Source organism: Streptomyces sp. CA-251387 (assembly GCF_050936625.1).
Classification (GTDB): Bacteria; Actinomycetota; Actinomycetes; order Streptomycetales; family Streptomycetaceae; genus Streptomyces.
Map to the genome: position 1 here is coordinate 2,009,010 of NZ_JBNJMJ010000001.1, position 24,580 is coordinate 2,033,589.

Genomic DNA, 24,580 nt, shown 5'->3' on the forward strand with positions numbered 1-24,580 from the left:
ATCCGGCGTCCGGCGCGACGCATTGTCGGGCGTCGGGCGCCGGTGATCTTCTCCGTAACCGTCCGGAGATGTCGTGGAAGCATCCCCGCGGGTAGCGTCCGGCTCATGGACAGCGGTACGGGCGGTACGGCCAGCGGTACAGGCGGCACGGACGGCACGGACGGCGGATTCGGCACCCACGGCGCCGGGATCACCGTGCGACGGGCGCTGGAGCTGCCCGGGCTGCGCAGTGGGCTCCCCGAGATCCTGGCGGGCGCCGACCGGCTGGGCCGGACCGTGCGGTGGGTGCACGCGGGCGAGGTGCCGCACATCGCCTCGCTGCTGAAGGGCGGGGAACTGCTGCTGACCACGGGCTACGGTCTCGGCACCCGCCCGGCCGACCAGCGCGCGTTCGTGCGCACCCTGGCCGAGCGCGGTATCGCGGCCCTCGTCGTCGAGCTCGGCCCGCGCTTCACGCGCCTACCCGCCGCGCTGGTCGACACGGCCCGTGCGGCCGGGCTGCCGCTCGTCCAGCTACATCGCGAGGTGCCCTTCGTGACGGTCACCGAGGAGATCCACACCGAGATCGTCAACGGCCACTACGCGCTGCTGCAACGGGCGGAGGAGGTGCACCGGCGGTGCACGGAAGCACTGCTCGGCGGCGGCGGTGTGCCCCAGGTGCTCGGCATCCTGGCCGACTTCAGCGGCAATCCGGTCTTCCTGGAGACGACGGACGGCCGGCTGCTGTACGCCGCCGGGGCCGGGCCCGAGGGTGCGGATCCGTTGCAGGTGTGGGAGGGGCTGCGGGGGCAGCACAAGGACGCGCCGCCGCCCGCCGGGTCGGTGCTGGTGGATGTGCCGGGCGGCGGCCCCAGGACAGCCTCGGTCCGGGCGCGGCTCGTCCTGCTCCCCGTGCGGGGCCCGCTCACGCCCGTCCATCGCATGGCTGCCGAGCGGGCGGCGGGGATTCTGGCCGTGGTGCTGATGCAGGCGCGGCAGGAGGAGGAGCTGGCGGCACGCGGACGCGGGGACTTCCTGACCGACCTCGCGGAGGGCCGTATCGCCGCCGAGGACGCCCCGGCGCAGGCGCGCGTGCTGGGCTTCAAGCCGGGCACCAGCCCGCTGCTGCCGGTGGTGATGCGGCTGGGCGATGTGCTGTCCCCTGGCGGCGGCTGGGCGGTGCTGGCGCGTGCGGTCGCGGAGGAGCTGGCGTCGGTGGGCGTGCCGGTGCTGCTTGGCGTACGGCCGGTGGAGGGCCGTGTCCTGGTGCTGCTGGGCCTGCGGTCGGGGTCGGAGCGGTCGGCGGTCGCGGACCGGGTCGCGGCGGCGCTGCGGGCGGGTGTGGAGCGGGCCGGGATCCAGCGGCCCGGGGCGCAGCCGCCGGTCGTGGTCGTCGGGGTGACCGGCGGCTGGGCGGCGGCCTCGGCGGGCCTCAGGCACGCGGCGGAGACGGCGACGGCGGCGCAGGGCCTGACGGACCGCCCCTGGTACGACGCCCGCCGCCTGGACATCGACCTGCTGCTGTGGCGGCTGCGCGACCACCCGGACCTCGCGGCCTTCGTGGACCGCGCGATCGGCCCGCTCCGCGACCACGACAACGGCTCCAAACCGCCCCTGCTGCCCACCCTGGAGACCTACTTGGCGCACGCGGGCCGCAAGGCCGAGACGGCCCGCGAGCTGCACCTCAACCGGCAGACGCTCTACAACCGCCTCGCCCGCATCGGCGAGTTGCTCGGCACCGACCTCGACGACCCGCAGACGGTACTGGCGTTGAGCCTGGCGCTGCGCGCGCGGCGGCACGTGCCGTAGGAAGGGCCACTGCCGAGCGCCTAGATCATCGGCCGGGGCTGCGTCAACTCGTCGTACACGCTGAGGACTTGGGCCACGGTCTCGTCCTCCGTCGGCCAGGTCGCCGCCTGCCGCACGCCCCGCTCCTTGAGGAGTTCCCGCCGCTCCGGGTCGCCGAGCAGCCGTACGACGGCGTCGGCGAGCGCCTCCGGGTCGCCGTACGGGACGAGTTCGGCCGCGTCGCCGACGAGTTCCGGGATGCCGCCGACGCCGCTGGCCACGAGCGGCACGCGCGCGTGAAGCGCCTCCTGGGCCAGCACGGACCGCGACTCCCACCTGCTGGGCAGGAGCGCGATGTCGGAGGCGGCAAGCAGTTCGGAGACGTCGTCGCGCCGCCCGATGAGCCGCACCGGCAGCCCCTCGTCCTCGATCCGCCGCTGCAGCGCGCCCCGCAGCTCCCCCTCACCCGCGATCACCACCAACGGCACCGGATCGAGCCGCCGCCACGCGCGCGAGGCGTCCAGCAGTACGTCGTATCCGCGATGCCGCTCCAGCGAGCCTACGGCGATCAGCAACGGGCGTCCGGTGGCGCCGAGTTCGGCGCGGACCTTGGGCCGCAGCCGGTCGGGGTCGTCGTGCTCGACGCCGCGGCGCGGCCCGGGCAGCGCGACGGCGGCGAGCCGCGCGTCCCGCGCACCGGTGCGGCGGGCGAGCACGACGGAGGCGCCCTTGACGACCCGCCGCTCCAACAGCCGTACGAGATGGGCGCGGGCCCCCTCGGCATACGCCCGGTCGTGCCAGGTGACGACGAGCGGAGTGCGCCGCCCGCTGAGCGCCAGCACGGCACGGAAGGATGCGTGCAGCCCGTGCGCATGCACCAGGTCGGCATCCGCACACGCTGCCCTCAGCGCGGCCACTGAGGCGGGGTCGCTGCTCCTCGGCACGTGCACGTGTTCGGCGCCGGCGCCCGTGAAGTCGTAGAGGTGATCGGCCTCGACAGGGGCGCACACGGTGACCCGCACACCCCGCGCGACCAGCCCCGAGGCCAGCGATCGCACATGCGCGCTACTGCCGGCGTTGCCGCCGCCCAGCACCTGCACGGTGCGCAGCGACGACTGGCCGTGCGGTGAGGGGCTGCTCACGGGGGTCACGTGGCCGGGGCTCCTGGTTGTGGGTGGGCGGTCACGAAGAAAGTACAGAAGGATCGGGCGGAGGGGATGTACCGCGAGGATCCCTACGCGTACGACGTGTTTACGCCAAGGATGCCAGCACGTACGGGTGTTCCGTGAACGGCGGGAGGGCGGGGGCCGGGCGCTACGGCGGGGCGAGTCACCTGCATGGGTGAGGAACCCCGGGTTCCACCCGAACACTTGCACGCGGCGCCCGCCGCAGCGGCGAGCCTGATCCAACGCACCGCGCCGACCCGACAACAGGCCCGGCGTCCACTCCGACGCACTGCGATGGGCTGATGCTCGTCTCCCCGGCAAGGCCGTCAACGACACCCACAGCCCGTCGTCGCCTCACGAGTGGGCCGACCATGCCTTGGGGAGGGCTGACCTTTGCTTGGGTGGACCGACCACGCGTCCAGGGAGGGTCGGCTTCCCGCTTCGGTGGGCCGACCTCGCCTCCGGGGCGAGCCGACCTTCGCTTCAGCGGACCGACCACACCTCCAGGACGAGCCGACCCTCCGCCTCAGCGGACCGGCCAACGCCTCGGTGACAGGCTGTCCTTCGTCTCACCGCCCGCCCAGCGCACGCGCCGCCTCGCTCACCTTGTCGCCGTACGCCGCGGCAGCCACGAGGGCGGCGGCATGCGCGACCAGCCCTGCCCGACTGTTCCCGGCGACGACGGCGGCGCCCAGGGCCGCGCCCAGCGCATGGGCGCCGGTGTCGCCGAGCATCGCCCGCTCACCGAGGTCGTCGGGCAGTACGGCCGCGGCGGTACCCATGGCGGTGGCGGCGATCCGGGCGCCGGGCCCTTCTCGGAGCAGCCCCGGTGCCCCGAGCGCGAGCACCGCGGTGGCGGCCCTGCCCGGGTGCACGTCCACGAGGTTGACGAAGTGCGCGGCCCCGGCGATCACCACGCCCGCGAGCAGCTTGTCCACGGGCCGCTCCTTGAGGAACGCCCCCACGACGAGCCCCGCCGCTGATATCCCGATCAACTTGACCGCGCCGCTGGTGACTTCGCCGTCCCGGAGGGCGGAGAGATGCGCCCCGAACCCGCGCCGAGGATCACCGGCCCCGGCGACGTCGTCGTACGCCCCGCAGGCTCCGGCGACAGCCACGGCCACCCCGGCGGCCGGCCGCACGCGTCCGGCCGCGACCGCGGTCGCCAGGGCGGAGGCGGCACCGGCGTACAACTCCACGGTCCGGCCCGCGTAGTTCTTCCGCTCCCAACGGCCGGGCCCACCGGGTGCCTTGGCACGCAGGGCGGCGACGGTGGCGCGGGTGAGGGCGGCGGAGAGGCCGAAGGCGGTGGTCCTGGGAGCACGTTGGATCATGCGGCCACGCTACGGGCCACCACTGACAATCAAGGCCCGGTTGCCGACCCCGGCCACGACCGCCAATCGCGGCCAGGCTGACGACACGGCCCCCGCTACCGAGCCCGGCCGCGGCTGCCGACCCTCGCCACCACTGCCAAGCCCAGCCTCAGCCATCGCGGCCGCGGCCACCACAGCCAATTCCGCCCCGGCAACAGGCCCCAGCTACCACTGCCAATCCGGCCCCCGGCTAGCGCCCGCCACAACCGCCAAGCCGGGCCGCCATGACAGCCCGGCCCTTCCCTGGTCCCGGCGGCCCTCCCGGCCCCCGGATGCCCGCCCCTCGCCGGCCGACAGCGCCGCCCCTCGCAGAGCGGAGGAGCCCGCTACACGTCCGCCCGAGCCGTCGCCAGCAACTCCTCCGCGTGCGCCCGTGCGGTCTCCGAGTCCTCCTGTCCGGCGAGCATCCGGGACAGCTCCCGGATCCGGTCCTCGCCTTCGAGGACCTTCACACCGGACCGGGTGACCGACCCGTCGTTGGTCTTCTCCACGAGCAACTGCCGGTCGGCGAAGGCGGCCACCTGCGGAAGATGGGTCACGACCACGACCTGCGCGGTCTTCGCGAGCCGCGCCAGCCGGCGCCCGATCTCGACCGCCGCCTTGCCGCCGACACCGGCGTCGACCTCGTCGAAGAGATACGTCGGCACGGGATCCGTCCCGGCGAACACGACCTCCACGGCGAGCATCACGCGCGAGAGCTCACCGCCGGACGCGCCCTTGGCGATGGGCCGCGGCGGCGCCCCCGGATGCGGCGCGAGCAGCAGCTCGACCTCGTCGACGCCGGACGGCCCGTACGCGACCGTACGCCCGCCGACCTCGACCCCCTCCGGATCCTCGGTCTGCCGGATGGCGAAGGACACGCGCGCGTGCGGCATGGCGAGCGAGGCCAGCTCGGCGGTCACGGCGGCGGCGAACCGCTCGGCGGCCTCCGTCCGCGCATCGGTCAGCGCCTGCGCCAGCCCGCCCAGCTCGGCACGCAGCGCATCCCGCTCGGCGGTCAGCTCCTCGATCCGCTCGTCGTCGCTGTCCAGTTCGGTGAGCCGCGCGGCGCTGCGCTCGGCCCAGGCCAGCACCGAGGCGACGTCCTCGCCGTACTTCCGCGTCAGCGCGCCGAGCGCGGCCCGCCGTTCCTCGACGGCCGCCAACCGCAGCGGATCGGCGTCCAGATCGTCGGCGTACCCCGCCAGCTCTCCGGCGACATCGCCCAGCAGGATCCCGATCTCGCCGATCCGGTCGCCCAGCGCGGCCAGCGCCGGATCGTGCGACCGCACGGCGTCCAGGGCACGCTGAGCGCCCGCGACGAGCGTGGCGGCGTCGATGCCCTCGGGGTCCTCGGGATTGCCGGCGAGGGCGGCATGAGCGGCCGTGGCGGCCGACGACAGGGCCTCCGCATGCCCGAGCCGCTCCGCCTCCTCCGCGAGCTCGACATCCTCACCGGCACGCGGCTCCACGCCCGCGATCTCGTCGAGCCCGTACCGCAGCATGTCGGCTTCCTGGGCCCGCTCACGCGCGCGCGTGACGATTTCCTCCAGCTCGACCGAGACAGCCCGCAACCGCCGGTAGGCCTCGCCGTACTTGGCCAGCGGCCCGGCGACGGCGTCCCCCGCGTACCGGTCGAGCGCCTGCCGCTGCCGGGACAGCTTCAGCAGCCCCTGCTGGTCGGTCTGCCCGTGCACGGCGACGAGCTCATCGGCGAGCTCGGCGAGAACGCCCACCGGAACGGACCGCCCACCCAGGTGCGCCCGCGACCGCCCCTCGGCGGAAACGGTACGGCTGATCAGCAGCGCCCCGTCGTCGAGCTCGGCCCCGGCCTCCTCGGCGCGTACGGCGACCGACGCGTCCGAGGGCACGGTGACCCGCCCCTCCACGACAGCCTTCTCGGCCCCGATCCGCACGAGCGCCGGATCCGCACGCCCACCCAGCAACAGCCCGAGGCTGGTGACCACCATGGTCTTGCCCGCACCCGTCTCACCGGTGACGGCGGTGAACCCGGGCGACAGCTCGACGACCGCATCGTCGATGACCCCGAGCGACCGTATCCGCATCTCCTCCAACACGGACACGACCTTACGAGGTCAGGGGTGGAGAGTGCGACGCCCCCCAGCCCCCTGATGTGAAGGTCCAGGTGACGAATGTGTATGGGCCTCGCATGTCACCCAGGCGAGTGGAGATACCCAGGGGCGCGGGGCTGTATCGATTTGCGGCTCCGCCGCGTGGGCGCGACCAGCCACGAACCACCCGCAGCCGCCGACGCTCCGAACCACCCCCCACAGATGGCTAGTGAGGCGCCCCCCGCCACCCGGAAACCGGCAACGCAAACTTCGCAACCAACCGGTCCGTGAACGACGCATGGTGCAACCGAGCCAGCCGCACCGGCACAGCCCCCCGCCGCACCTCGACCCGCGCCCCCGGCGGCAACTCCACAGTCCGCCGCCCGTCACACCACAACACCCCCGGCGGGATATGCGGCAGAACCTCCACAGCGAGCACAGAATCCGGCGACGTCACCAACGGCTTCGCAAACAACGCATGCGCACTGATCGGCACCATCAACAGCGCCTCCACCTCGGGCCACACCACCGGCCCACCCGCAGAGAAGGCATACGCCGTCGAGCCGGTCGGCGTGGACAGCACAATGCCGTCGCACCCGAACCCCGTAACCGGCCGCCCGTCGATCTCCAGCACGACCTCGAGCAGCTTCTCGGCGCCCGCCTTCTGCACGGCCGCCTCGTTCAGCGCCCAGTCGGTGTGCACGACGTTGCCGTTCTGATGAACGACGACGTCGACGGTCATCCGCTCCTCGACCTCGTACGCCTTGGTCACGACCCGGTCGACAACCTTGTCGAGATCGTCGCGCTCGGCCTCCGCGAGGAACCCGACCCGCCCCAGGTTGACGCCCAGCATCGGCACCCCGGATGCCCGCGCGAACTCGGCGCCCCGCAGCAGCGTCCCGTCACCGCCGAGCACGATGAGAAGCTCGCACCCGTCGAGGCACTGCGGGGTCGCCTCCTTGACGAGTTGCACCTCCTCCGGCAGAGGCAGATCCTCCGCCTCCGCCTCCAGCACGCGCACACCGATCCCCGACCGCAGCAGCCCCTTGACCACGAGCTCGGCACTGCGGATGGCGGCGGGCCGCCCGGTGTGGGCGAGCAGGAAAACAGTACGAGCTCGGTTCTGCATCAACGCGGCCCCTCCGCCACTGCTCGGTCAACGTCGGCCGGGTCCAGGGCAGGCGCCCCGGCACGCAGCCACAGAAAGTACTCGACATTCCCGGAGGGTCCGGGCAACGGACTGGCCGTGACGCCCTTCACCCCGAGCCCGAGTTCCCATGCCTTCTCGGCCACGCCGCGCACGGCCTCGGCCCGCAGCTGAGGACTGCGGACGACCCCGCCGTTCCCCAGCCGTTCCTTCCCCACCTCGAACTGCGGCTTGACCATCATCACCAGGTCGGCGTCCGGCTTCACGCACCGCACCAGGGCGGGCAGCACCAGTCCGAGCGGGATGAAGGACAGATCCCCCACGACTAGATCCACTGGTTCCCCATCGATCGCTTCGAGCGTCAACTCGCGTACGTTCGTACGGTCCTTGACGGTGACGCGTTCATCACTCCGGAGAGTCCAGGCGAGTTGTCCGTATCCGACGTCGACGGCGACGACATGCGCGGCTCCCGCCCTCAGCAGCACGTCGGTGAATCCCCCGGTCGACGCCCCGGCGTCCAGCGCCCGCCGCCCCTCCACCTGGAGCCCCTGCGGTACGAAGACCTCCAGCGCACCCGCGAGCTTGTGCCCGCCCCGCGACACGTACTCGGGATCACTGTCGTCGGCCGTGACGACGATCGCCGCCGCGGTCTCCACCTGCGTGGCGGGCTTGGTCGCGACGGTCTTGCCGACGGTGACCCGCCCGGCGGCGATCAGCTGGCTGGCGTGCTCACGCGAACGCGCGAGCTTGCGGCGGACCAGCTCCGCGTCGAGACGGCGGCGTGCGACTCCTGCCACGTTCGGTTCAGCTCCTACTGCCATACGTCGGTGGGGGCGCCGGAGGTCCCGGGCGGGCGTCGAGCGCGGTCAGCGCGTCACGCAGCCCCCGATGTACATCCTCGTACACCTCGATGTGCCCGTCGGTGGCGAGGTGGTCGGCATCGCCCAGCCGCTCCAGCTGGGCGTCGACGTCGGCGTTGCCGGTGGGGATGCGGGGGATGTTCAGCGGGGCGGGGGCGGCGGGGTCGTACTCGGGTTCGACCGCAAGCTCGGCCTCCGCTTCGGCCACCGCCTCGGTCGCCTCCCCCGGGATCCCCGCGTCCGGGATCCCCGCGTCCGGGATCCGCGGGTCCGGGATCCGCGGGTCCGGGATCTCCGTCTCCGGAACTGAGTCGCTCATGCCCAGACGCTACCCCGAACCGCTGGGGTACCGTCGATCGCGATGGCCACGATCGAGGAGTGCCGCGCCGCACTCGAAAAGCTCTCGGACAACATGCAGCGTGCCGAAGGGGACGTCCGCACGGCCGCGACCCTGGACCGCTCGGTGAGCTGCCACATCACCGACCTGGACGTGACGTTCGCCGGCCGCATGGCGGGCGGCCGCATCCATGTCCACGACACGTTCCAGGGTCCGCCCCGCGAGAAGGCCGAGATCAGACTCAGCATGACCGGCGACGACCTGGTCGCCCTGGTCAATGGCGAGCTGAACTTCGCCAAGGCCTGGGGCTCGGGCCGGGTGAAGCTGCACGCGGGTCTGCGCGACCTGCTGCTCCTCAGGAAGCTTCTGTAGCGACTCCTCAGGGAGCTCAGGGGCCCCAAGGAGCTCAGGAAGCCTCGGTAGCGACCACCTTCGCCGCCGTACGCGCCTTCCGCGCCGCCGGCACCACCAGCGGCGTGCCGGTCTCGGGGTCGTCGATCACCTGGCAGCGCAGCCCGAAGACCTCCTCGACCAGCTCGGCCGTCACGATGTCGTTCGGCGCGCCCTCGGCGATGATCTCCCCGCCGCGCAGGGCGATGAGGTGCGTGGCGTACCGGGCGGCGTGGTTGAGGTCGTGCAGTACGGCGACCAGCGTGCGCCCCTGCTCCTCGTGCAGCTCGGCGCAGAGGTCGAGGACGTCGATCTGGTGCTGGATGTCGAGGTAGGTCGTCGGCTCGTCGAGCAGCAGCAGCGGCGTCTGCTGGGCGAGAGCCATGGCGATCCACACGCGCTGCCGCTGACCGCCGGACAGTTCGTCGACATAGCGATCGGCGAGCTCGGCGACGCCGGTCTGCTCCATGGACTCCTGTACGACCCGCTCGTCCTCAGTGGACCACTGGCGCAGGATGCCCTGGTGCGGGTAGCGGCCGCGGCCCACCAGGTCGGCGACGGTGATCCCGTCGGGCGCGATCGACGACTGCGGCAGCAGCCCCAGCGTGCGCGCGACCTTCTTCGCCGGCATCGACTGGATGACCTGCCCGTCCAGCAGCACCCGACCCTCGCTGGGCTTGAGCATCCGCGACAGCGCCCGCAGCAGCGTGGACTTGCCGCAGGCGTTCGGGCCGACGATCACGGTGAAGGAGTTGTCGGGTATCTCCACCGACAACTGCTCGGCGATGACCCGCTGGTCGTAGGCGAGGGTGACGTTGTCGGCGGACAGGCGGTTCACAGTGCTCCTTCGGTTGTTCAGCCCGTTGTTCGGCCCGCTGCTGAGGCTCTCGCTGATGGGGCCCTCACTGATGCGGGCGTCGCTACTGCTGCCGGCGCTCATATCCGGCCCGCCTTGCGCTCGGTGACCAGCAGCCACAGCAGGTACACGCCGCCGAGCACGCCCGTGACCACGCCGACCGGCAGCTGGTCGGCGCCGAAGACCCGCTGGGAGATCCAGTCGGCGGTGACGAGGAGGGCGGCGCCCATGCACAGGGAGGGCAGCAGGTTCGGCCCGGGCGAGCGGGTCAGGCGCCGGGCGAGCTGCGGGGCGGTGAGCGCGACGAAGCTGACGGGGCCGGCGGCGGCGGTGGCGGCCGCGGTGAGCAGCACGGCGGACAGCATCAGCAGCAGCCGTACGCGTTCGACGCGCACTCCGAGGGCGTACGAGACGTCGTCGCCCATCTCCATCATCCGCAGCTCGCGCGCATTGCCGAGGACGAGCGGTACGAGCACGGCGCACAGCCACAGCAGCGGCCAGACCTGGGCCCAGTCACGGCCGCTGAGGGATCCGGTCATCCACACCACCGCGCGGGCGGCGTCGACCAGGTCGGCCTTGGTCAGCAGATAGCCGTTGACCGCCGTCATGATCGCGGACATGCCGATACCGACCAGGACCAGTCGATAACCGTGCACGCCCCGCTTCCAGGCGAGCAGATAGATGGCGAGCCCGGTCCCGAGTCCGCCCACGAGCGCGCCGACGGTGACCTCGCTGGCGTTCCCGGAGAACAGCACGATCACCACGAGCGCCCCGGCCGTGGCGCCCTGCCCGAGGCCGAGGATGTCGGGGCTGCCCAGCGGGTTGCGGGACAGCGCCTGGAACAGCGCACCGCCGAGGCCCAGCGAGGCCCCGACCAGGAGCCCGACCAGGACCCGCGGCAGCCGCAGCTCGTTGACGATGAACTCCTGCCCCGCGTTGCCGTCCCCGACCAGCGTCTTGAGTACGTCCCCCGCCGCGATCGGGAAGTCGCCGGTGCCGATCAGCGCGACGCTCGCGGCGAGCGCTGCGCCCAGCAGCAGCACGACGACGGTCAGCGCCCGGACGTCCAGTCGCACGGAGAACCCGCCCGGGGTCCGCACGGCACGGGTGGCACGGGTGGCCTTCCCCAGGGGCTTGCCCCCGGTCTTCGCTTCGCTCTTCGAGGTCTTCGACGCGCTCTTGGCGTCGTTCTTCAGTGCCGTCCTCACAGTTGCGCCGTCCTCCGCCGTCGTACGAGAAAGATGAAGACCGGTCCGCCGAGGATCGCGGTGACGATGCCGACCTGGAGCTCGGAGGGCCGGGCGACGATCCGGCCGAGGACATCGGCGCCGAGCAGCAGCACGGGCGACAGGATGGCCGCGTACGGCAGGATCCAGCGCAGGTCGGGTCCGGTGAAGGACCGTACGACGTGCGGCACCATCAGGCCGACGAACACGATCGGCCCGCACGCGGCGGTCGCGGCCCCGCACAGCACGGTCGCGGCCAGCATCGACAGGACCCGGGTGCGGTTGAGGTGGGCGCCGAGGGCCTTGGCGGTGTCGTCGCCCATCTCCATGGCGTTCAGCGGACGGGCGAGGGCGAGCGCGAGGACCGTGCCCGCGAGGAGGAACGGCAGTACCTGGGTGATGGTCTGGTCGGTCGCCGAGGACAGCGAACCGACCGTCCAGAAGCGCATCTTGTTGAGCGCCGCGTCGTCCATGATCATCACGGCCTGGAGATAACCGTAGAGGGCGGCGCTGATCGCCGTACCGGCCAGCGCGAGCCGGACCGGCGTGGCACCCCGGCTGCCGCCGAGGAACCAGACCATCGCCCCGACCGCGGCCGCGCCGAGGAAGGCGAACCAGACATAGCTGCTCAGGCTTGTGACGCCGAGGAAGGTGATGGCGGTGACGACGGCGGCGGACGCGCCCGCGTTGATGCCGAGCAGGCCGGGATCAGCGAGCGGATTGCGGGTGAGGGCCTGCAGCACGGCCCCGGCGAGGCCGAGGGCGGCACCGGCGAGCAGTCCGAGAACGGTGCGCAAGATCCGGTCGTCGACCACGACGTCGCCGTAGGTCCCGGAAGCCTCGAACAAGCCGTGCCAGACCTCCCCGAGAGACAGCTGTTTCGCCCCGATCGCGATGCTCGCCAACGCGACGACCACCAGAATCAGGACAGAGACAAGCAACCCAACGGCACGTATCGCCCGTCGGGTTGGGGGCGCGGACTCGGGCTCCGCGCGCTGTTCGGGAGGACTGTCGACCAACACGCAGTTAGGTTAGCCTACCCTCCCATTCAGCCACGATCCCGCTGCGCGAGCGTGCCCGCACTCACTCCGGAGCCGTACGACGACTCACAGCGCCGTACGCCGACTCACAACCCCAGCCGCGCCAGCGCCTTCCCCGCGTCCAGCGCACACGAGCCCTCTCCGGCCATGGTCCAGGCCGCCGCGCAGAGCGCCCGCAGCCCGTCCAAGCCCGAACCGTCGCCGTCGAGTTCCAGCCGCTCCGCCCCGGCGGTCGCCGTCCAGCCGCCACATCGGAAGCCGCCCCCGTCCGGGGTGACCTCCGGCTGCCCGGTGAGCAACCCCCGCAGATCGGCGTCGACATACGTCGGCCGGTGCTGTGGCGGCGCGGCGAGCAGCTGGGCGCCGTCGGTCACCCCGGTCAGCACCAGCAGCGAGTCGACGTCCCCGTTGAACGCCCCCTCGATGTCCGTGTCCAGCCGGTCCCCGACCACGAGCGGCCGCTCGGCTCCGGTCCGCAGGATCGTCTCCCGGTGCATGGGGGGCAACGGCTTGCCCGCCACCTGCGGTTCGGCGCCGGTGGCTATCCGTACGACCTCCACGGCCGCCCCGTTGCCCGGCGCGATCCCGCGCGCGCTCGGAATCGTCAGATCGGTGTTGGACGCGAACCACGGCACCCCGCGTGCGATGGCGTAACAGGCCTCCGCGAACCGCCCCCACGGCAACTCGGGCCCGCCGTACCCCTGCACGACCGCCGCCGGATCGTCGTCCGCCGACTCCACCGGCTCCAGCCCGCGCTCGCGCAGCGCCACCCGCAGCCCCTCGCCGCCGATCACCAGCACCCGCGCCCCCGCCGGCACCTGCTCACTGATCAGCCGCGCGACCGCCTGCGCCGAGGTGATGACATCGTCCGCCCCCGTGGGTATCCCCAGCTCCGTCAGATGCGCGGCCACCGTGTCCGGAGTCCGCAGGGCGTTGTTCGTGACGTACGCCAGATGCATCCCGCCCGCCCGGGCCACGGCGAGCGACTCCACGGCATGCACGATCGCGTTGCCCCCCGCGTACACCACACCGTCGAGGTCGAGCAGCGCCGTGTCGTACGCCTCGCTCAGGGCCTGGCCACTGCCCTCGGGCCTCGTCCTGACGCTCTGGCTCATTCCGCATCGCTCCTCGTTCGACGGCTTTCCCCCGATCATCCCCCATGCCACTGACACCCGTACGATGCCGGGATGAACACAGCAGGTCACCCGGAAGCAACGGCGCGCCGAGGCCTCGAACTCACCCCGTTCCGAGGGCTTCGCTACGACCCCGACCGGGTCGGCAGCCTGGCCGCCGTGACATCCCCTCCGTACGACGTCGTCGTCCGCCCCGACGGCCTGCATCACCTCCAGGACGCGGACCCGCACAACATCGTCCGCCTGATCCTCCCCCAGGCCGGCACGCCCAGCGCCCGCAACGAACAGGCAGCGAAGACCCTGCGCCGCTGGCTGTCCGAAGGCGTCCTGACCGCCGACCCCGAGCCCGGCCTCTACGTCTACGAACAGCACGACGGCGACGGCATGCTGCAGCGCGGCATCATCGGCGCCCTGCGCGTGACGGAGCCGGCGGAGGGCCTGGTCCTGCCGCACGAGGACGTCATGCCGCACGTGGTCGCCGACCGCGCGGCCCTGATGCGCGCCACGTCGGCGAACCTCGAGCCCCTGCTCCTGACCTACCGCGGCAACGGCACGGCCGCCGACACGACCGCCGTCATCGAGCGCACGGTCGAACGCCCGCCGCTCCTCGCGACCACCACGGAGGACGGCTTCAGCCACCGCCTGTGGTCGATCACCGACCCGGCCGACCTGGCCCGCGTCCAGTCCGACCTGACCCGCCACCAGGCCCTGATCGCCGACGGCCACCACCGCTGGGCGACGTACCGCCGTCTACGCGCGGAGCACCCCTCCCCCAGCGCCTGGGACTACGGCCTCGTCCTCCTGGTCGACACAGCCCGCTACCCCCTCCGCGTCCGCGCGATCCACCGCCTCCTGCACGGCCTCCCGGTACCGGACGCCCTGGCCGCCCTGGACGGCCTGTTCCGCGTACGCCGCCTCGACGCGCCGCTGCCCGAGGCCCTGGAGGCGCTGGCCGACGCGGCCTGCACGGGCAACGCCTACCTCCTCGCCGGAGACGGCGCCTTCCACCTCGTCGACCAGCCGGACGCGGCCCTCCTCGCCCGTACGGTCCCCGCCGACCGCCCGGCGGCCTGGCGCACCCTGGACGCGACGGTCCTGCACGCCACACTCCTCGCCCATGTCTGGCACATCCCCGAGGACGACCCGACGCGTATCGCCTACATCCACGACACCGCCGCCACCGTCCGGAAGGCGGAACGCGACGGCGGTACGGCCGTCCTGATGCACCCGGTCCGCGAGGACGTCGTACGCGACCTCGCCCGCCAGGGCGTCACCATGCCCCGCAAGTCGACGTCGTTCGGCCCGAAGCCGGCCTCGGGCCTGGTCCTGCGCGCCCTGGACCTCTGAACGCCGGAGGCCTCCTGAAACGCCGAGAGGCGGGACCCCTTCCCGGGATCCCGCCCCTCACCTCAAGCGCCGCTCACTCCTTGTCGCCCTCATCGGGCCGAGCCTGCTCGTCGCCGCGGTCGTCCTCGTTCTCACCCTCGTTCTCGTCGAAGGCGTCGACGAACTCGACACCGTCCAGCTCGGCGAGCCGGTCGGAGGCGTCCGTGCTGCCGTCCTTGTCGGCCTCGACGGCCTTGGCGAACCACTCACGCGCCTCACCCTGCCGCCCGGCGGCAAGCAGCGCGTCGGCGTACGCGTACCGCAGCCGCGCGGTCCACGGCTGTACGGCGTTGGAGGCCAGCTCGGGGCTCTGCAGCGTCACGATGGCCGCGTCCAGTTGCCCCATGTCACGCCGGGCGCCGGCCGCGACGAGCCGCATCTCGACCTGCCCGGCCTTGTCCAGCTTCTGCACCTCGGGCGCGCCGGCCATGTCGAGCGCCTTCTCCGGCCGCCCGAGCCCACGCTCGCAGTCGGCCATGACGGGCCACAGGTCGGTGTTGCCGGTCATCCGCCGAGCCGCCCGGAACTCGGCGAGCGCCTCACCGTACTTCTGGTTGGCGTACGCGGCGAACCCGGCGGCCTCCCGTACGGCGGCCACACGCGACGCGAGCCGCAGCGCCACCTTGGAGTAGCCGTACGCACCCTCGGGGTCCTCGTCGATGAGCCGAGCGACCATCACCAGGTTCTTGGCGACATCCTCCGCGAGCGTCTTCGGCAGGCTCTGCAGCTCCTGCCGTACGTCCTTGTCGATCTCGTCGCCCGTGACGTCCTCGGGGATCGGCAGCCGCTTGATCGGCTCGCGGTCGCGGTCACGGTCCCGCTCGTCACGGAACCGGCCACCGCCGCGCCGGTCGTCACGCCGGTCGTCCCGCCCACGGAACCCGCCGGGACGTCCGCCCCGGTCGTCACGCCGGAACCCACGGCCTCCACGGTCGTCCCGCCCACGGAACCCACCGCGCTCGCCCCGGCTGTCCTCACGCCGGAACCCACCACGGTCCCCACGATCCTCGCCCCGACGCTCGTCGCGACGGAACCCACCACGGTCACCGCGATCGCCGCGCTCACCCCGGTCGTCCCGGCGGAAGCCACGGTCGCGGTCGTCGCCACGGAATCCACGGTCCCGGTCATCCCGCCGGAAGCCCCCACGATCCCCGTCGCGGCGGTCGTCACGGCGGTCGTCACGCCGATCGTCACGGCGGTCATCACGGCGGTCATCACGGCGGTCATCACGGCGGTCATCACGGCGGTCATCACGGCGGTCATCACGGCGGAAGCCGCCGCGCTCGCTGCGGTCATCGCCCCGACGGTCGTCTCGGCGGCCGTAACCACCGCGATGGTCATCGCGACGGCCGTAGCCACCACGGTCGTCGTCGCGGCGGTCGTCGCGACGGTCGTCACGGCGGTCATCTCGGCGGAAGGCGGGGCGGTCTCGGTCACCGTCACGACGGAAGCCACGATCGCGGTCACGGTCGTCGCGGCGCGGCCCACCGGACCGGTCGTCACGCCGGAACGCCGGACGCGGCCCACGGTCACCCTCACGCCGGTCATCGCGCCGGCCGCCGTAGCCGCCGCGGCTGTCGTCACGGCGGAAACCACCGCGATCGCCACCGCGCTCACCGCGGTCGTCACCTCGACGGTCGTCCCGACGGCCGTAGCCACCACGGTCGTTGTCCCGGCGCGGCCCACCGGACCGGTCGTCACGGCCTTCGTTGTCCCGCCGGAAGCCACCACGGTCGCCGCGGTCGCCGCGGAATCCTCGGCGATCCCCCCGATCCCCCCGATCCCCCCGGTCGCCGCGGTCACCACTGTCCCGTCGGCGCTGGTCCCGCTCCGGTCGATCGTCGGGAGAGTTGGTGGACATGGTGACTCCTGTCTTCGGTACCGCAAGCATTCTAAAAACGAAAGGACCCCTGGTCCCAGCTGAACGCTGGTGACCAGGGGTCCTTCCCAAAGATTGTTCGGCGGCGTCCTACTCTCCCACAGGGTCCCCCCTGCAGTACCATCGGCGCTGTAAGGCTTAGCTTCCGGGTTCGGAATGTAACCGGGCGTTTCCCTCACGCTATGACCACCGAAACCCTAATGGTTTCGAGCGAACAAGCACACTTTTCTTTTGTCTGTTCTGCTCAAAGCCGACAACAGTCGTTGTCTCAGAACTGACACAGTGGACGCGAGCCTCTATGGACAAGCCCTCGGCCTATTAGTACCGGTCACCTCCACACGTTACCGTGCTTCCAGATCCGGCCTATCAACCCAGTCGTCTACTGGGAGCCTTACCCCATCAAGTGGGTGGGAGTCCTCATCTCGAAGCAGGCTTCCCGCTTAGATGCTTTCAGCGGTTATCCCTCCCGAACGTAGCCAACCAGCCATGCCCTTGGCAGAACAACTGGCACACCAGAGGTTCGTCCGTCCCGGTCCTCTCGTACTAGGGACAGCCCTTCTCAAGACTCCTACGCGCACAGCGGATAGGGACCGAACTGTCTCACGACGTTCTAAACCCAGCTCGCGTACCGCTTTAATGGGCGAACAGCCCAACCCTTGGGACCGACTCCAGCCCCAGGATGCGACGAGCCGACATCGAGGTGCCAAACCATCCCGTCGATATGGACTCTTGGGGAAGATCAGCCTGTTATCCCCGGGGTACCTTTTATCCGTTGAGCGACGGCGCTTCCACAAGCCACCGCCGGATCACTAGTCCCGACTTTCGTCCCTGCTCGACCCGTCGGTCTCACAGTCAAGCTCCCTTGTGCACTTACACTCAACACCTGATTGCCAACCAGGCTGAGGGAACCTTTGGGCGCCTCCGTTACCCTTTAGGAGGCAACCGCCCCAGTTAAACTACCCATCAGACACTGTCCCTGATCCGGATCACGGACCCAGGTTAGACATCCAGCACGACCAGACTGGTATTTCAACGACGACTCCACCTGAACTGGCGTCCAAGCTTCACAGTCTCCCAGCTATCCTACACAAGCCGAACCGAACACCAATATCAAACTGTAGTAAAGGTCCCGGGGTCTTTCCGTCCTGCTGCGCGAAACGAGCATCTTTACTCGTAGTGCAATTTCACCGGGCCTATGGTTGAGACAGTCGAGAAGTCGTTACGCCATTCGTGCAGGTCGGAACTTACCCGACAAGGAATTTCGCTACCTTAGGATGGTTATAGTTACCACCGCCGTTTACTGGCGCTTAAGTTCTCAGCTTCGCCCCACCGAAATGGAGCTAACCGGTCCCCTTAACGTTCCAGCACCGGGCAGGCGTCAGTCCGTATACATCGCCTTACGGCTTCGCACGGACCTGTGTTTTTAGTAAACAGTCGCTTCTCGCTGGTCTCTGCGGCCACCCCCAGCTTGAGGAGCAAGTCCTCTCACCAGAGCTGGCCCCCCTTCTCCCGAAGTTACGGGGGCATTTTGCCGAGTTCCTTAACCATAGTTCACCCGAACGCCTCGGTATTCTCTACCTGACCACCTGAGTCGGTTTAGGGTACGGGCCGCCATGAAACTCGCTAGAGGCTTTTCTCGACAGCATAGGATCATCCACTTCACCACAATCGGCTCGGCATCAGGTCTCAGCCACAAGTGCGACGGATTTACCTATCGCACGGCCTACACCCTTACCCCGGGACAACCACCGCCCGGGATGGACTACCTTCCTGCGTCACCCCATCACTCACCTACTACAGGTCTGGTTCGTCGGCTCCACCACTCCCCTTTGCCCGAAGGCTCCGGGGCGGCTTCACGGACTTAGCATCGCCTGGTTCGATGTTTGACGCTTCACAGCGGGTACCGGAATATCAACCGGTTATCCATCGACTACGCCTGTCGGCCTCGCCTTAGGTCCCGACTTACCCTGGGCAGATCAGCTTGACCCAGGAACCCTTAGTCAATCGGCGCACACGTTTCTCACGTGTGAATCGCTACTCATGCCTGCATTCTCACTCGTGAACCGTCCACAACTACCTTCCGGTGCTGCTTCACCCGGCACACGACGCTCCCCTACCCATCACGATCCCCGTTGGGGGTATATATCGCAATGACACGACTTCGGCGGTGCGCTTGAGCCCCGCTACATTGTCGGCGCGGAATCACTAGACCAGTGAGCTATTACGCACTCTTTCAAGGGTGGCTGCTTCTAAGCCAACCTCCTGGTTGTCTGTGCGACTCCACATCCTTTCCCACTTAGCGTACGCTTAGGGGCCTTAGTCGATGCTCTGGGCTGTTTCCCTCTCGACCATGGAGCTTATCCCCCACAGTCTCACTGCCGCGCTCTCACTTACCGGCATTCGGAGTTTGGCTAAGGTCAGTAACCCGGTAGGGCCCATCGCCTATCCAGTGCTCTACCTCCGGCAAGAAACACACGACGCTGCACCTAAATGCATTTCGGGGAGAACCAGCTATCACGGAGTTTGATTGGCCTTTCACCCCTAACCACAGGTCATCCCCCAGGTTTTCAACCCTGGTGGGTTCGGTCCTCCACGAAGTCTTACCTCCGCTTCAACCTGCCCATGGCTAGATCACTCCGCTTCGGGTCTTGAGCGCGCTACTGAATCGCCCTATTCGGACTCGCTTTCGCTACGGCTTCCCCACACGGGTTAACCTCGCAACACACCGCAAACTCGCAGGCTCATTCTTCAAAAGGCACGCAGTCACGAGAGTGAAGCAAGCTCCACTCCGACGCTCCCACGGCTTGTAGGCACACGGTTTCAGGTACTATTTCACTCCCCTCCCGGGGTACTTTTCACCATTCCCTCACGGTACTATCCGCTATCGGTCACCAGGGAATATTTAGGCTTAGCGGGTGGTCCCGCCAGATTCACACGGGATTTCTCGGGCCCCGTGCTACTTGGGTGTCTCTCAAACGAGCCGCTGACGTTTCGACTACGGGGGTCTTACCCTCTACGCCGGACCTTTCGCATGTCCTTCGCCTACATCAACGGTTTCTGACTCGTCTCACAGCCGGCAGACCGTGAAAGAGAGATCCCACAACCCCGCATACGCAACCCCTGCCGGGTCTCACACGTATACGGTTTAGCCTCATCCAGTTTCGCTCGCCACTACTCCCGGAATCACGGTTGTTTTCTCTTCCTGCGGGTACTGAGATGTTTCACTTCCCCGCGTTCCCTCCACATACCCTATGTGTTCAGGTATGGGTGACAGCCCATGACGACTGCCGGGTTTCCCCATTCGGACACCCCCGGATCAAAGCCTGGTTGACGACTCCCCGGGGCCTATCGTGGCCTCCCACGTCCTTCATCGGTTCCTGGTGCCAAGGCATCCACCGTGCGCCCTTAAAAACTTGGCCACAGATGCTCGCGTCCACTGTGCAGTTCTCAAACAACGACCAACCACCCATCACCCCGGATCATCGATCCGAGTGCACTGGGGCCGGCAACTGAGGAAAAATCCATTCCCTCAGACACCCAACAGCGTGCCCGACACCCTCGCCACTCCCCATTCCGTTCCACGCCGAAGCAGTACTAGGAAGAAAAGCTGGTCAAGTGTGCCGAGTAGTCAACGTTCCACCCATGAGCTAACCACCGTCGATCGTTCGCCGACGTAGTGGCTCTGGACCACCAAGCAAGCCTGGCGGCCTAGATGCTCCTTAGAAAGGAGGTGATCCAGCCGCACCTTCCGGTACGGCTACCTTGTTACGACTTCGTCCCAATCGCCAGTCCCACCTTCGACAGCTCCCTCCCCACAAGGGGGTTGGGCCACCGGCTTCGGGTGTTACCGACTTTCGTGACGTGACGGGCGGTGTGTACAAGGCCCGGGAACGTATTCACCGCAGCAATGCTGATCTGCGATTACTAGCGACTCCGACTTCATGGGGTCGAGTTGCAGACCCCAATCCGAACTGAGACCGGCTTTTTGAGATTCGCTCCACCTCGCGGTATCGCAGCTCATTGTACCGGCCATTGTAGCACGTGTGCAGCCCAAGACATAAGGGGCATGATGACTTGACGTCGTCCCCACCTTCCTCCGAGTTGACCCCGGCGGTCTCCCGTGAGTCCCCAGCACCACAAGGGCCTGCTGGCAACACGGGACAAGGGTTGCGCTCGTTGCGGGACTTAACCCAACATCTCACGACACGAGCTGACGACAGCCATGCACCACCTGTACACCGACCACAAGGGGGCACCATCTCTGATGCTTTCCGGTGTATGTCAAGCCTTGGTAAGGTTCTTCGCGTTGCGTCGAATTAAGCCACATGCTCCGCCGCTTGTGCGGGCCCCCGTCAATTCCTTTGAGTTTTAGCCTTGCGGCCGTACTCCCCAGGCGGGGCACTTAATGCGTTAGCTGCGGCACGGACAACGTGGAATGTTGCCCACACCTAGTGCCCACCGTTTACGGCGTGGACTACCAGGGTATCTAATCCTGTTCGCTCCCCACGCTTTCGCTCCTCAGCGTCAGTATCGGCCCAGAGATCCGCCTTCGCCACCGGTGTTCCTCCTGATATCTGCGCATTTCACCGCTACACCAGGAATTCCGATCTCCCCTACCGAACTCTAGCCTGCCCGTATCGACTGCAGACCCGGGGTTAAGCCCCGGGCTTTCACAACCGACGTGACAAGCCGCCTACGAGCTCTTTACGCCCAATAATTCCGGACAACGCTTGCGCCCTACGTATTACCGCGGCTGCTGGCACGTAGTTAGCCGGCGCTTCTTCTGCAGGTACCGTCACTTTCGCTTCTTCCCTGCTGAAAGAGGTTTACAACCCGAAGGCCGTCATCCCTCACGCGGCGTCGCTGCATCAGGCTTGCGCCCATTGTGCAATATTCCCCACTGCTGCCTCCCGTAGGAGTCTGGGCCGTGTCTCAGTCCCAGTGTGGCCGGTCGCCCTCTCAGGCCGGCTACCCGTCGTCGCCTTGGTGAGCCGTTACCTCACCAACAAGCTGATAGGCCGCGGGCTCATCCTGCACCGCCGGAGCTTTACACCATCAAGGATGCCCAAGATGGTCATATCCGGTATTAGACCCCGTTTCCAGGGCTTGTCCCAGAGTGCAGGGCAGATTGCCCACGTGTTACTCACCCGTTCGCCACTAATCCCCACCGAAGTGGTTCATCGTTCGACTTGCATGTGTTAAGCACGCCGCCAGCGTTCGTCCTGAGCCAGGATCAAACTCTCCGTGAATGCTTCCCCGTAATCGGGGTGACACCACGAGAGCGGAACAGTCAGGCGGAATAGGCCCGACCGTTCACAGCGTCCTCGCTGTGTTTTTTCAAAGGAACCTCGCCCCAGCAGATGCTGGAGACGGGGTATCAACATATCTGGCGTTGACTTTTGGCACGCTGTTGAGTTCTCAAGGAACGGTCGCTTCCTTTGTACTCACCCTCTCGGGCTTTCCTCCGGGCGCTTCCCTTCGGTCTTGCGTTTCCGACTCTATCAGATCCTTTTTCGGATCCGATTCCCTGTCGGCGGGATGTCGGGAGGCTCTGGGCTTTCGCCCGTCGGCCTTTCGACATTCACTACGTTAGCCGATTCCCCCGCCCGATTCATAATCGGGGGCGGCGGGTTCGAATTCGGGCATGCGAGCACACCAGAATTGACCCCGCTGAGGGGTTCTCGTAGGTAGTGGGTTGGCCGCTCCGGCTGCTGACTAGCGCAGTACCCGGTTCAGCGGCTCGGGCTACGTTACGCGCCTCGCAAGAGCGCGTCAACTTCGGCGGCGCCTCGGGACGTGGGCCCGATAGGGGCTCACCGTGGGGTCGTTGGCGATCCAGAAGCGCCAGGGGTGGATGTCCCCGTTACCGCCGTCGCCTGCCACGCCGGTGCGGGGACCGTTGCGTACCTGGTCGGAGGGCACAGGGGTGCCGGTGAGGATCCTCAGGGGTGTCTCGCCGGAGGCGCAGGCGTCCGTACCGTCCAGGGCCCGGTCCACGCCCAGGGCGGTGGCCAGTCGGGCCGGGCCTTTGGCCAGTTCCTTGTCGTTCCGGGCCGAGAGTCGACGCTTGCGGGCGAGCTCGGCGCCCTCGACGATCTCGCCCGCCCGGAGGAGGACGGCGCTCGCCTGGCCGTCGGGGCCGCACACCAGGTTCATGCAGTGCCACATGCCATAGGTGAAGTAGACGTAGACATGCCCGGGGGGACCGAACATCACGTCATTGCGGGCCGTGCGGCCGCGATAGGCGTGGGAGCCGGGGTCGTTCGGGCCGTCGTAGGCCTCGACCTCCGTGAGGCGGAGGGCGATCGGACCGTCCGGTGTCGTGCGTACGAGGATGCGGCCCAGGAGGTCGGGGGCGACCTCCAGGACGGGCCGGTCGAAGAAGTTTCGGGGGAGAGGCGTACGGTCGGGGGTCACGATCATGCCGTCCGAGGGTAGTGCAGACGGGTGGTCGCGACGGGGTGGTCACGGGGCGTGCGCCTTGCCAGGGTGGGGTGCGGAACCGGCCACGGTCGGATCGCGTTTGTAGGGATCAGGGATCCACTCTGAGAAGAGGAGAGTCATGGCGTTCAAGAAGCTGCTCGCGAGCCTGGGGGCCGGCGGTGCTTCGGTCGAGACGGTGTTGACGGAGGTCAACGTCGTTCCGGGCGGTGTCGTCCAGGGTGAGGTGCGGATTCAGGGCGGGTCCGTGAACCAGGACATCGAGGGCCTGGCCGTCGGCCTTCAGGCGCGTGTCGAGGTCGAGAGCCAGGACTCGGAGTACAAGCAGGACATCGAGTTCACGAAGGTGCAGCTCGGTGGTGCCTTCGAGCTCCAGGCCCAGGCCGTGCACGGGGTGCCCTTCACGCTGGAGATCCCCTGGGAGACGCCGATCACCATGATCGACGGTCAGGCGCTGCGCGGGATGAACATCGGTGTGACCACCGAGCTGGCGATCGCGCGGGCCGTGGACTCCACCGACCTGGACCCGATCAACGTGCACCCGCTGCCCGCGCAGAAGGCGATCCTCGACGCCTTCGTCCAGCTGGGCTTCCGCTTCAAGAACGCGGACATGGAGCGCGGCCACATCCGCGGTACGCGGCAGAAGCTGCCGTTCTACCAGGAGATCGAGTTCTTCCCGCCGCAGCAGTACCGCGGTATCAACCAGGTCGAGTTGAGCTTCGTCGCGGATGAGCACGCGATGGACGTCGTCCTCGAAATGGACAAGAAGCCGGGGCTCTTCAGCGAGGGCAGCGACACCTTCCGGTCGTTCCAGGTCGGTCTGAACGACTTCCACGGGACCGACTGGGCGGCGTACCTCAACCAGTGGCTGTCCGAGGTCGGCAGCAAGCGCAACTGGTTCTAGGCTCGGAACTGCTGATTCCACTGGTTCGTCAGGAGGTATCGAAGTGACCGAGCTCAAGAGGCGGCCGCTGCCGCACGACTTCCATCCGCCCGTGCCGTCCTTCACGGTCGTGAGCGAGGACGTCGAGCACGGCGGAACCCTCAAGGACGCTCAGGTCTACGCGGCCGGCAACACCTCGCCGCACCTGCGCTGGGAGGGCTTCCCGGCCGAGACCAAGAGCTTCGCCGTGACCTGCTACGACCCCGACGCTCCTACGGGAAGCGGGTTCTGGCACTGGGTCGTCTTCGACATCCCGGCCTCGGTGACCGAGCTGCCGGCCGGTGCGGGCAGCGGCAAGTTCGAGGGTCTGCCGGAGGGTGCGATCCAGGCTCGTAACGACTACGGGTCGAAGGACTTCGGCGGTGCCGCGCCGCCGGCCGGGGACGGGCCGCACCGCTATGTGTTCACGGTGTACGCCGTGGACCAGGAGAAGCTCGGGCCGGACGAGAATGCCAGCCCGGCCGCCGTCGGGTTCAATCTGCGGTTCCACACGATCGCGCGTGCCCATGTGATCGCTGAGTACGAGGTTCCTGCCGAAGCCTGACGTTCATGGAACGTTTGCCCGCCCCTGGTCTTGGAAGTGAT

Annotated in this window: 17 protein-coding genes and 3 rRNA genes; 5 read left to right on the forward strand and 15 right to left on the reverse strand. The window is 68.7% G+C overall.

Translation table 11 applies throughout. The features are described from left to right. Positions 1-105 precede the first annotated feature (105 nt). Positions 106-1,788 carry a PucR family transcriptional regulator gene (locus ACQEV2_RS08860; protein ID WP_433038341.1) on the forward strand — a complete coding sequence of 561 codons (1,683 nt, stop codon included), beginning with the start codon at positions 106-108 and terminating at the stop codon, positions 1,786-1,788. 20 nt (positions 1,789-1,808) lie between these two features. Here the strand turns inward: ACQEV2_RS08860 and ACQEV2_RS08865 are convergent, their stop codons facing one another. The 6 genes from ACQEV2_RS08865 to ACQEV2_RS08890 all read right to left on the reverse strand — a co-directional run bounded on the left by ACQEV2_RS08865 (position 1,809) and on the right by ACQEV2_RS08890 (position 8,683). Further along, the gene (locus ACQEV2_RS08865) at positions 1,809-2,918 is read right to left on the reverse strand and encodes a glycosyltransferase family 4 protein (RefSeq protein WP_433038343.1); all 1,110 of its coding nucleotides are present in this window, start codon (positions 2,916-2,918) and stop codon (positions 1,809-1,811) included. A 584-nt stretch (positions 2,919-3,502) separates the two neighbouring features. Continuing rightward, entirely contained in the window at positions 3,503-4,267 is a 765-nt protein-coding gene (locus ACQEV2_RS08870) for a hypothetical protein (protein WP_433038345.1), read from the reverse strand. Positions 4,268-4,632: 365 nt separating this feature from the next. Then, positions 4,633-6,351 (reverse strand): DNA repair protein RecN, encoded by a 1,719-nt coding sequence (gene recN / locus ACQEV2_RS08875; protein WP_433054285.1) that lies wholly within the window; start codon positions 6,349-6,351, stop codon positions 4,633-4,635. A 232-nt stretch (positions 6,352-6,583) separates the two neighbouring features. Further along, complete coding sequence (locus ACQEV2_RS08880; protein ID WP_433038347.1) at positions 6,584-7,489, reverse strand: NAD kinase; 906 nt, start codon at positions 7,487-7,489, stop codon at positions 6,584-6,586. Next, positions 7,486-8,301, reverse strand: coding sequence for a TlyA family RNA methyltransferase (locus ACQEV2_RS08885; protein WP_433038349.1), 816 nt, complete (start codon positions 8,299-8,301; stop codon positions 7,486-7,488). The genes ACQEV2_RS08880 and ACQEV2_RS08885 overlap by 4 nt, the downstream gene beginning before the upstream one ends. A gap of 7 nt (positions 8,302-8,308) precedes the next feature. After that, entirely contained in the window at positions 8,309-8,683 is a 375-nt protein-coding gene (locus tag ACQEV2_RS08890; RefSeq protein WP_433038351.1) for a hypothetical protein, read from the reverse strand. 42 nt (positions 8,684-8,725) lie between these two features. On the opposite strand from ACQEV2_RS08890, the gene ACQEV2_RS08895 reads away from it, so the two are divergent. Next, a complete protein-coding gene (locus ACQEV2_RS08895) occupies positions 8,726-9,073 on the forward strand; it encodes an SCP2 sterol-binding domain-containing protein (RefSeq protein WP_433038353.1) in 348 nt (115 codons plus the stop codon). Positions 9,074-9,107: 34 nt separating this feature from the next. Here the strand turns inward: ACQEV2_RS08895 and ACQEV2_RS08900 are convergent, their stop codons facing one another. From ACQEV2_RS08900 to ACQEV2_RS08915, 4 genes are all read right to left on the reverse strand, one after another. Continuing rightward, positions 9,108-10,031: an ABC transporter ATP-binding protein gene (locus tag ACQEV2_RS08900; RefSeq protein ID WP_433038355.1), complete on the reverse strand. Its 924-nt coding sequence runs from the start codon at positions 10,029-10,031 to the stop codon at positions 9,108-9,110. Further along, entirely contained in the window at positions 10,028-11,077 is a 1,050-nt protein-coding gene (locus ACQEV2_RS08905) for a FecCD family ABC transporter permease (RefSeq protein WP_433054288.1), read from the reverse strand. The genes ACQEV2_RS08900 and ACQEV2_RS08905 overlap by 4 nt, the downstream gene beginning before the upstream one ends. Positions 11,078-11,151: 74 nt before the next feature. Beyond that, the gene (locus ACQEV2_RS08910; RefSeq protein WP_433038357.1) at positions 11,152-12,195 is read right to left on the reverse strand and encodes a FecCD family ABC transporter permease; all 1,044 of its coding nucleotides are present in this window, start codon (positions 12,193-12,195) and stop codon (positions 11,152-11,154) included. A gap of 104 nt (positions 12,196-12,299) precedes the next feature. After that, positions 12,300-13,328, reverse strand: coding sequence for an HAD hydrolase-like protein (locus ACQEV2_RS08915; protein WP_433038359.1), 1,029 nt, complete (start codon positions 13,326-13,328; stop codon positions 12,300-12,302). Positions 13,329-13,400: 72 nt separating this feature from the next. Between ACQEV2_RS08915 and ACQEV2_RS08920 the strand changes: the two genes are divergently transcribed. Next, positions 13,401-14,693 carry a DUF1015 domain-containing protein gene (locus ACQEV2_RS08920; protein ID WP_433038361.1) on the forward strand — a complete coding sequence of 431 codons (1,293 nt, stop codon included), beginning with the start codon at positions 13,401-13,403 and terminating at the stop codon, positions 14,691-14,693. Between the two features lie 73 nt (positions 14,694-14,766). On the opposite strand, the gene ACQEV2_RS08925 is transcribed toward ACQEV2_RS08920, so the two are convergent. The 5 genes from ACQEV2_RS08925 to ACQEV2_RS08945 all read right to left on the reverse strand — a co-directional run bounded on the left by ACQEV2_RS08925 (position 14,767) and on the right by ACQEV2_RS08945 (position 23,034). Next, entirely contained in the window at positions 14,767-15,516 is a 750-nt protein-coding gene (locus ACQEV2_RS08925; RefSeq protein ID WP_433054291.1) for a hypothetical protein, read from the reverse strand. 1,172 nt (positions 15,517-16,688) lie between these two features. Then, positions 16,689-16,805: ribosomal RNA gene (gene rrf, locus ACQEV2_RS08930) — 5S ribosomal RNA — on the reverse strand. A gap of 104 nt (positions 16,806-16,909) precedes the next feature. Further along, positions 16,910-20,030 (reverse strand): 23S ribosomal RNA (locus ACQEV2_RS08935). 304 nt (positions 20,031-20,334) lie between these two features. After that, positions 20,335-21,860 (reverse strand): 16S ribosomal RNA (locus ACQEV2_RS08940). The 16S, 23S and 5S rRNA genes sit together here, the layout of an rRNA operon. A 523-nt stretch (positions 21,861-22,383) precedes the next feature. After that, the gene (locus ACQEV2_RS08945; RefSeq protein WP_433038363.1) at positions 22,384-23,034 is read right to left on the reverse strand and encodes a DNA-3-methyladenine glycosylase; all 651 of its coding nucleotides are present in this window, start codon (positions 23,032-23,034) and stop codon (positions 22,384-22,386) included. 139 nt (positions 23,035-23,173) lie between these two features. On the opposite strand from ACQEV2_RS08945, the gene ACQEV2_RS08950 reads away from it, so the two are divergent. After that, entirely contained in the window at positions 23,174-23,956 is a 783-nt protein-coding gene (locus ACQEV2_RS08950; RefSeq protein ID WP_433038365.1) for a sporulation protein, read from the forward strand. Positions 23,957-23,999: 43 nt separating this feature from the next. Beyond that, complete coding sequence (locus tag ACQEV2_RS08955; RefSeq protein WP_433038367.1) at positions 24,000-24,539, forward strand: YbhB/YbcL family Raf kinase inhibitor-like protein; 540 nt, start codon at positions 24,000-24,002, stop codon at positions 24,537-24,539. Positions 24,540-24,580: the final 41 nt, after the last annotated feature.

Bases quoted from the DNA above. Each gene is read 5' to 3' on its own strand.
- ACQEV2_RS08860 (WP_433038341.1), top strand. From the start codon at position 106: ATGGACAGCGGTACGGGCGGTACGGCCAGCGGTACAGGCGGCACGGAC.
- ACQEV2_RS08870 (WP_433038345.1), bottom strand. From the start codon at position 4,267: ATGATCCAACGTGCTCCCAGGACCACCGCCTTCGGCCTCTCCGCCGCC.
- recN (WP_433054285.1), bottom strand. From the start codon at position 6,351: ATGCGGATACGGTCGCTCGGGGTCATCGACGATGCGGTCGTCGAGCTG.
- ACQEV2_RS08890 (WP_433038351.1), bottom strand. From the start codon at position 8,683: ATGAGCGACTCAGTTCCGGAGACGGAGATCCCGGACCCGCGGATCCCG.
- ACQEV2_RS08895 (WP_433038353.1), top strand. From the start codon at position 8,726: ATGGCCACGATCGAGGAGTGCCGCGCCGCACTCGAAAAGCTCTCGGAC.
- ACQEV2_RS08900 (WP_433038355.1), bottom strand. From the start codon at position 10,031: ATGAGCGCCGGCAGCAGTAGCGACGCCCGCATCAGTGAGGGCCCCATC.
- ACQEV2_RS08915 (WP_433038359.1), bottom strand. From the start codon at position 13,328: ATGAGCCAGAGCGTCAGGACGAGGCCCGAGGGCAGTGGCCAGGCCCTG.
- ACQEV2_RS08920 (WP_433038361.1), top strand. From the start codon at position 13,401: ATGAACACAGCAGGTCACCCGGAAGCAACGGCGCGCCGAGGCCTCGAA.
- ACQEV2_RS08945 (WP_433038363.1), bottom strand. From the start codon at position 23,034: ATGATCGTGACCCCCGACCGTACGCCTCTCCCCCGAAACTTCTTCGAC.
- ACQEV2_RS08950 (WP_433038365.1), top strand. From the start codon at position 23,174: ATGGCGTTCAAGAAGCTGCTCGCGAGCCTGGGGGCCGGCGGTGCTTCG.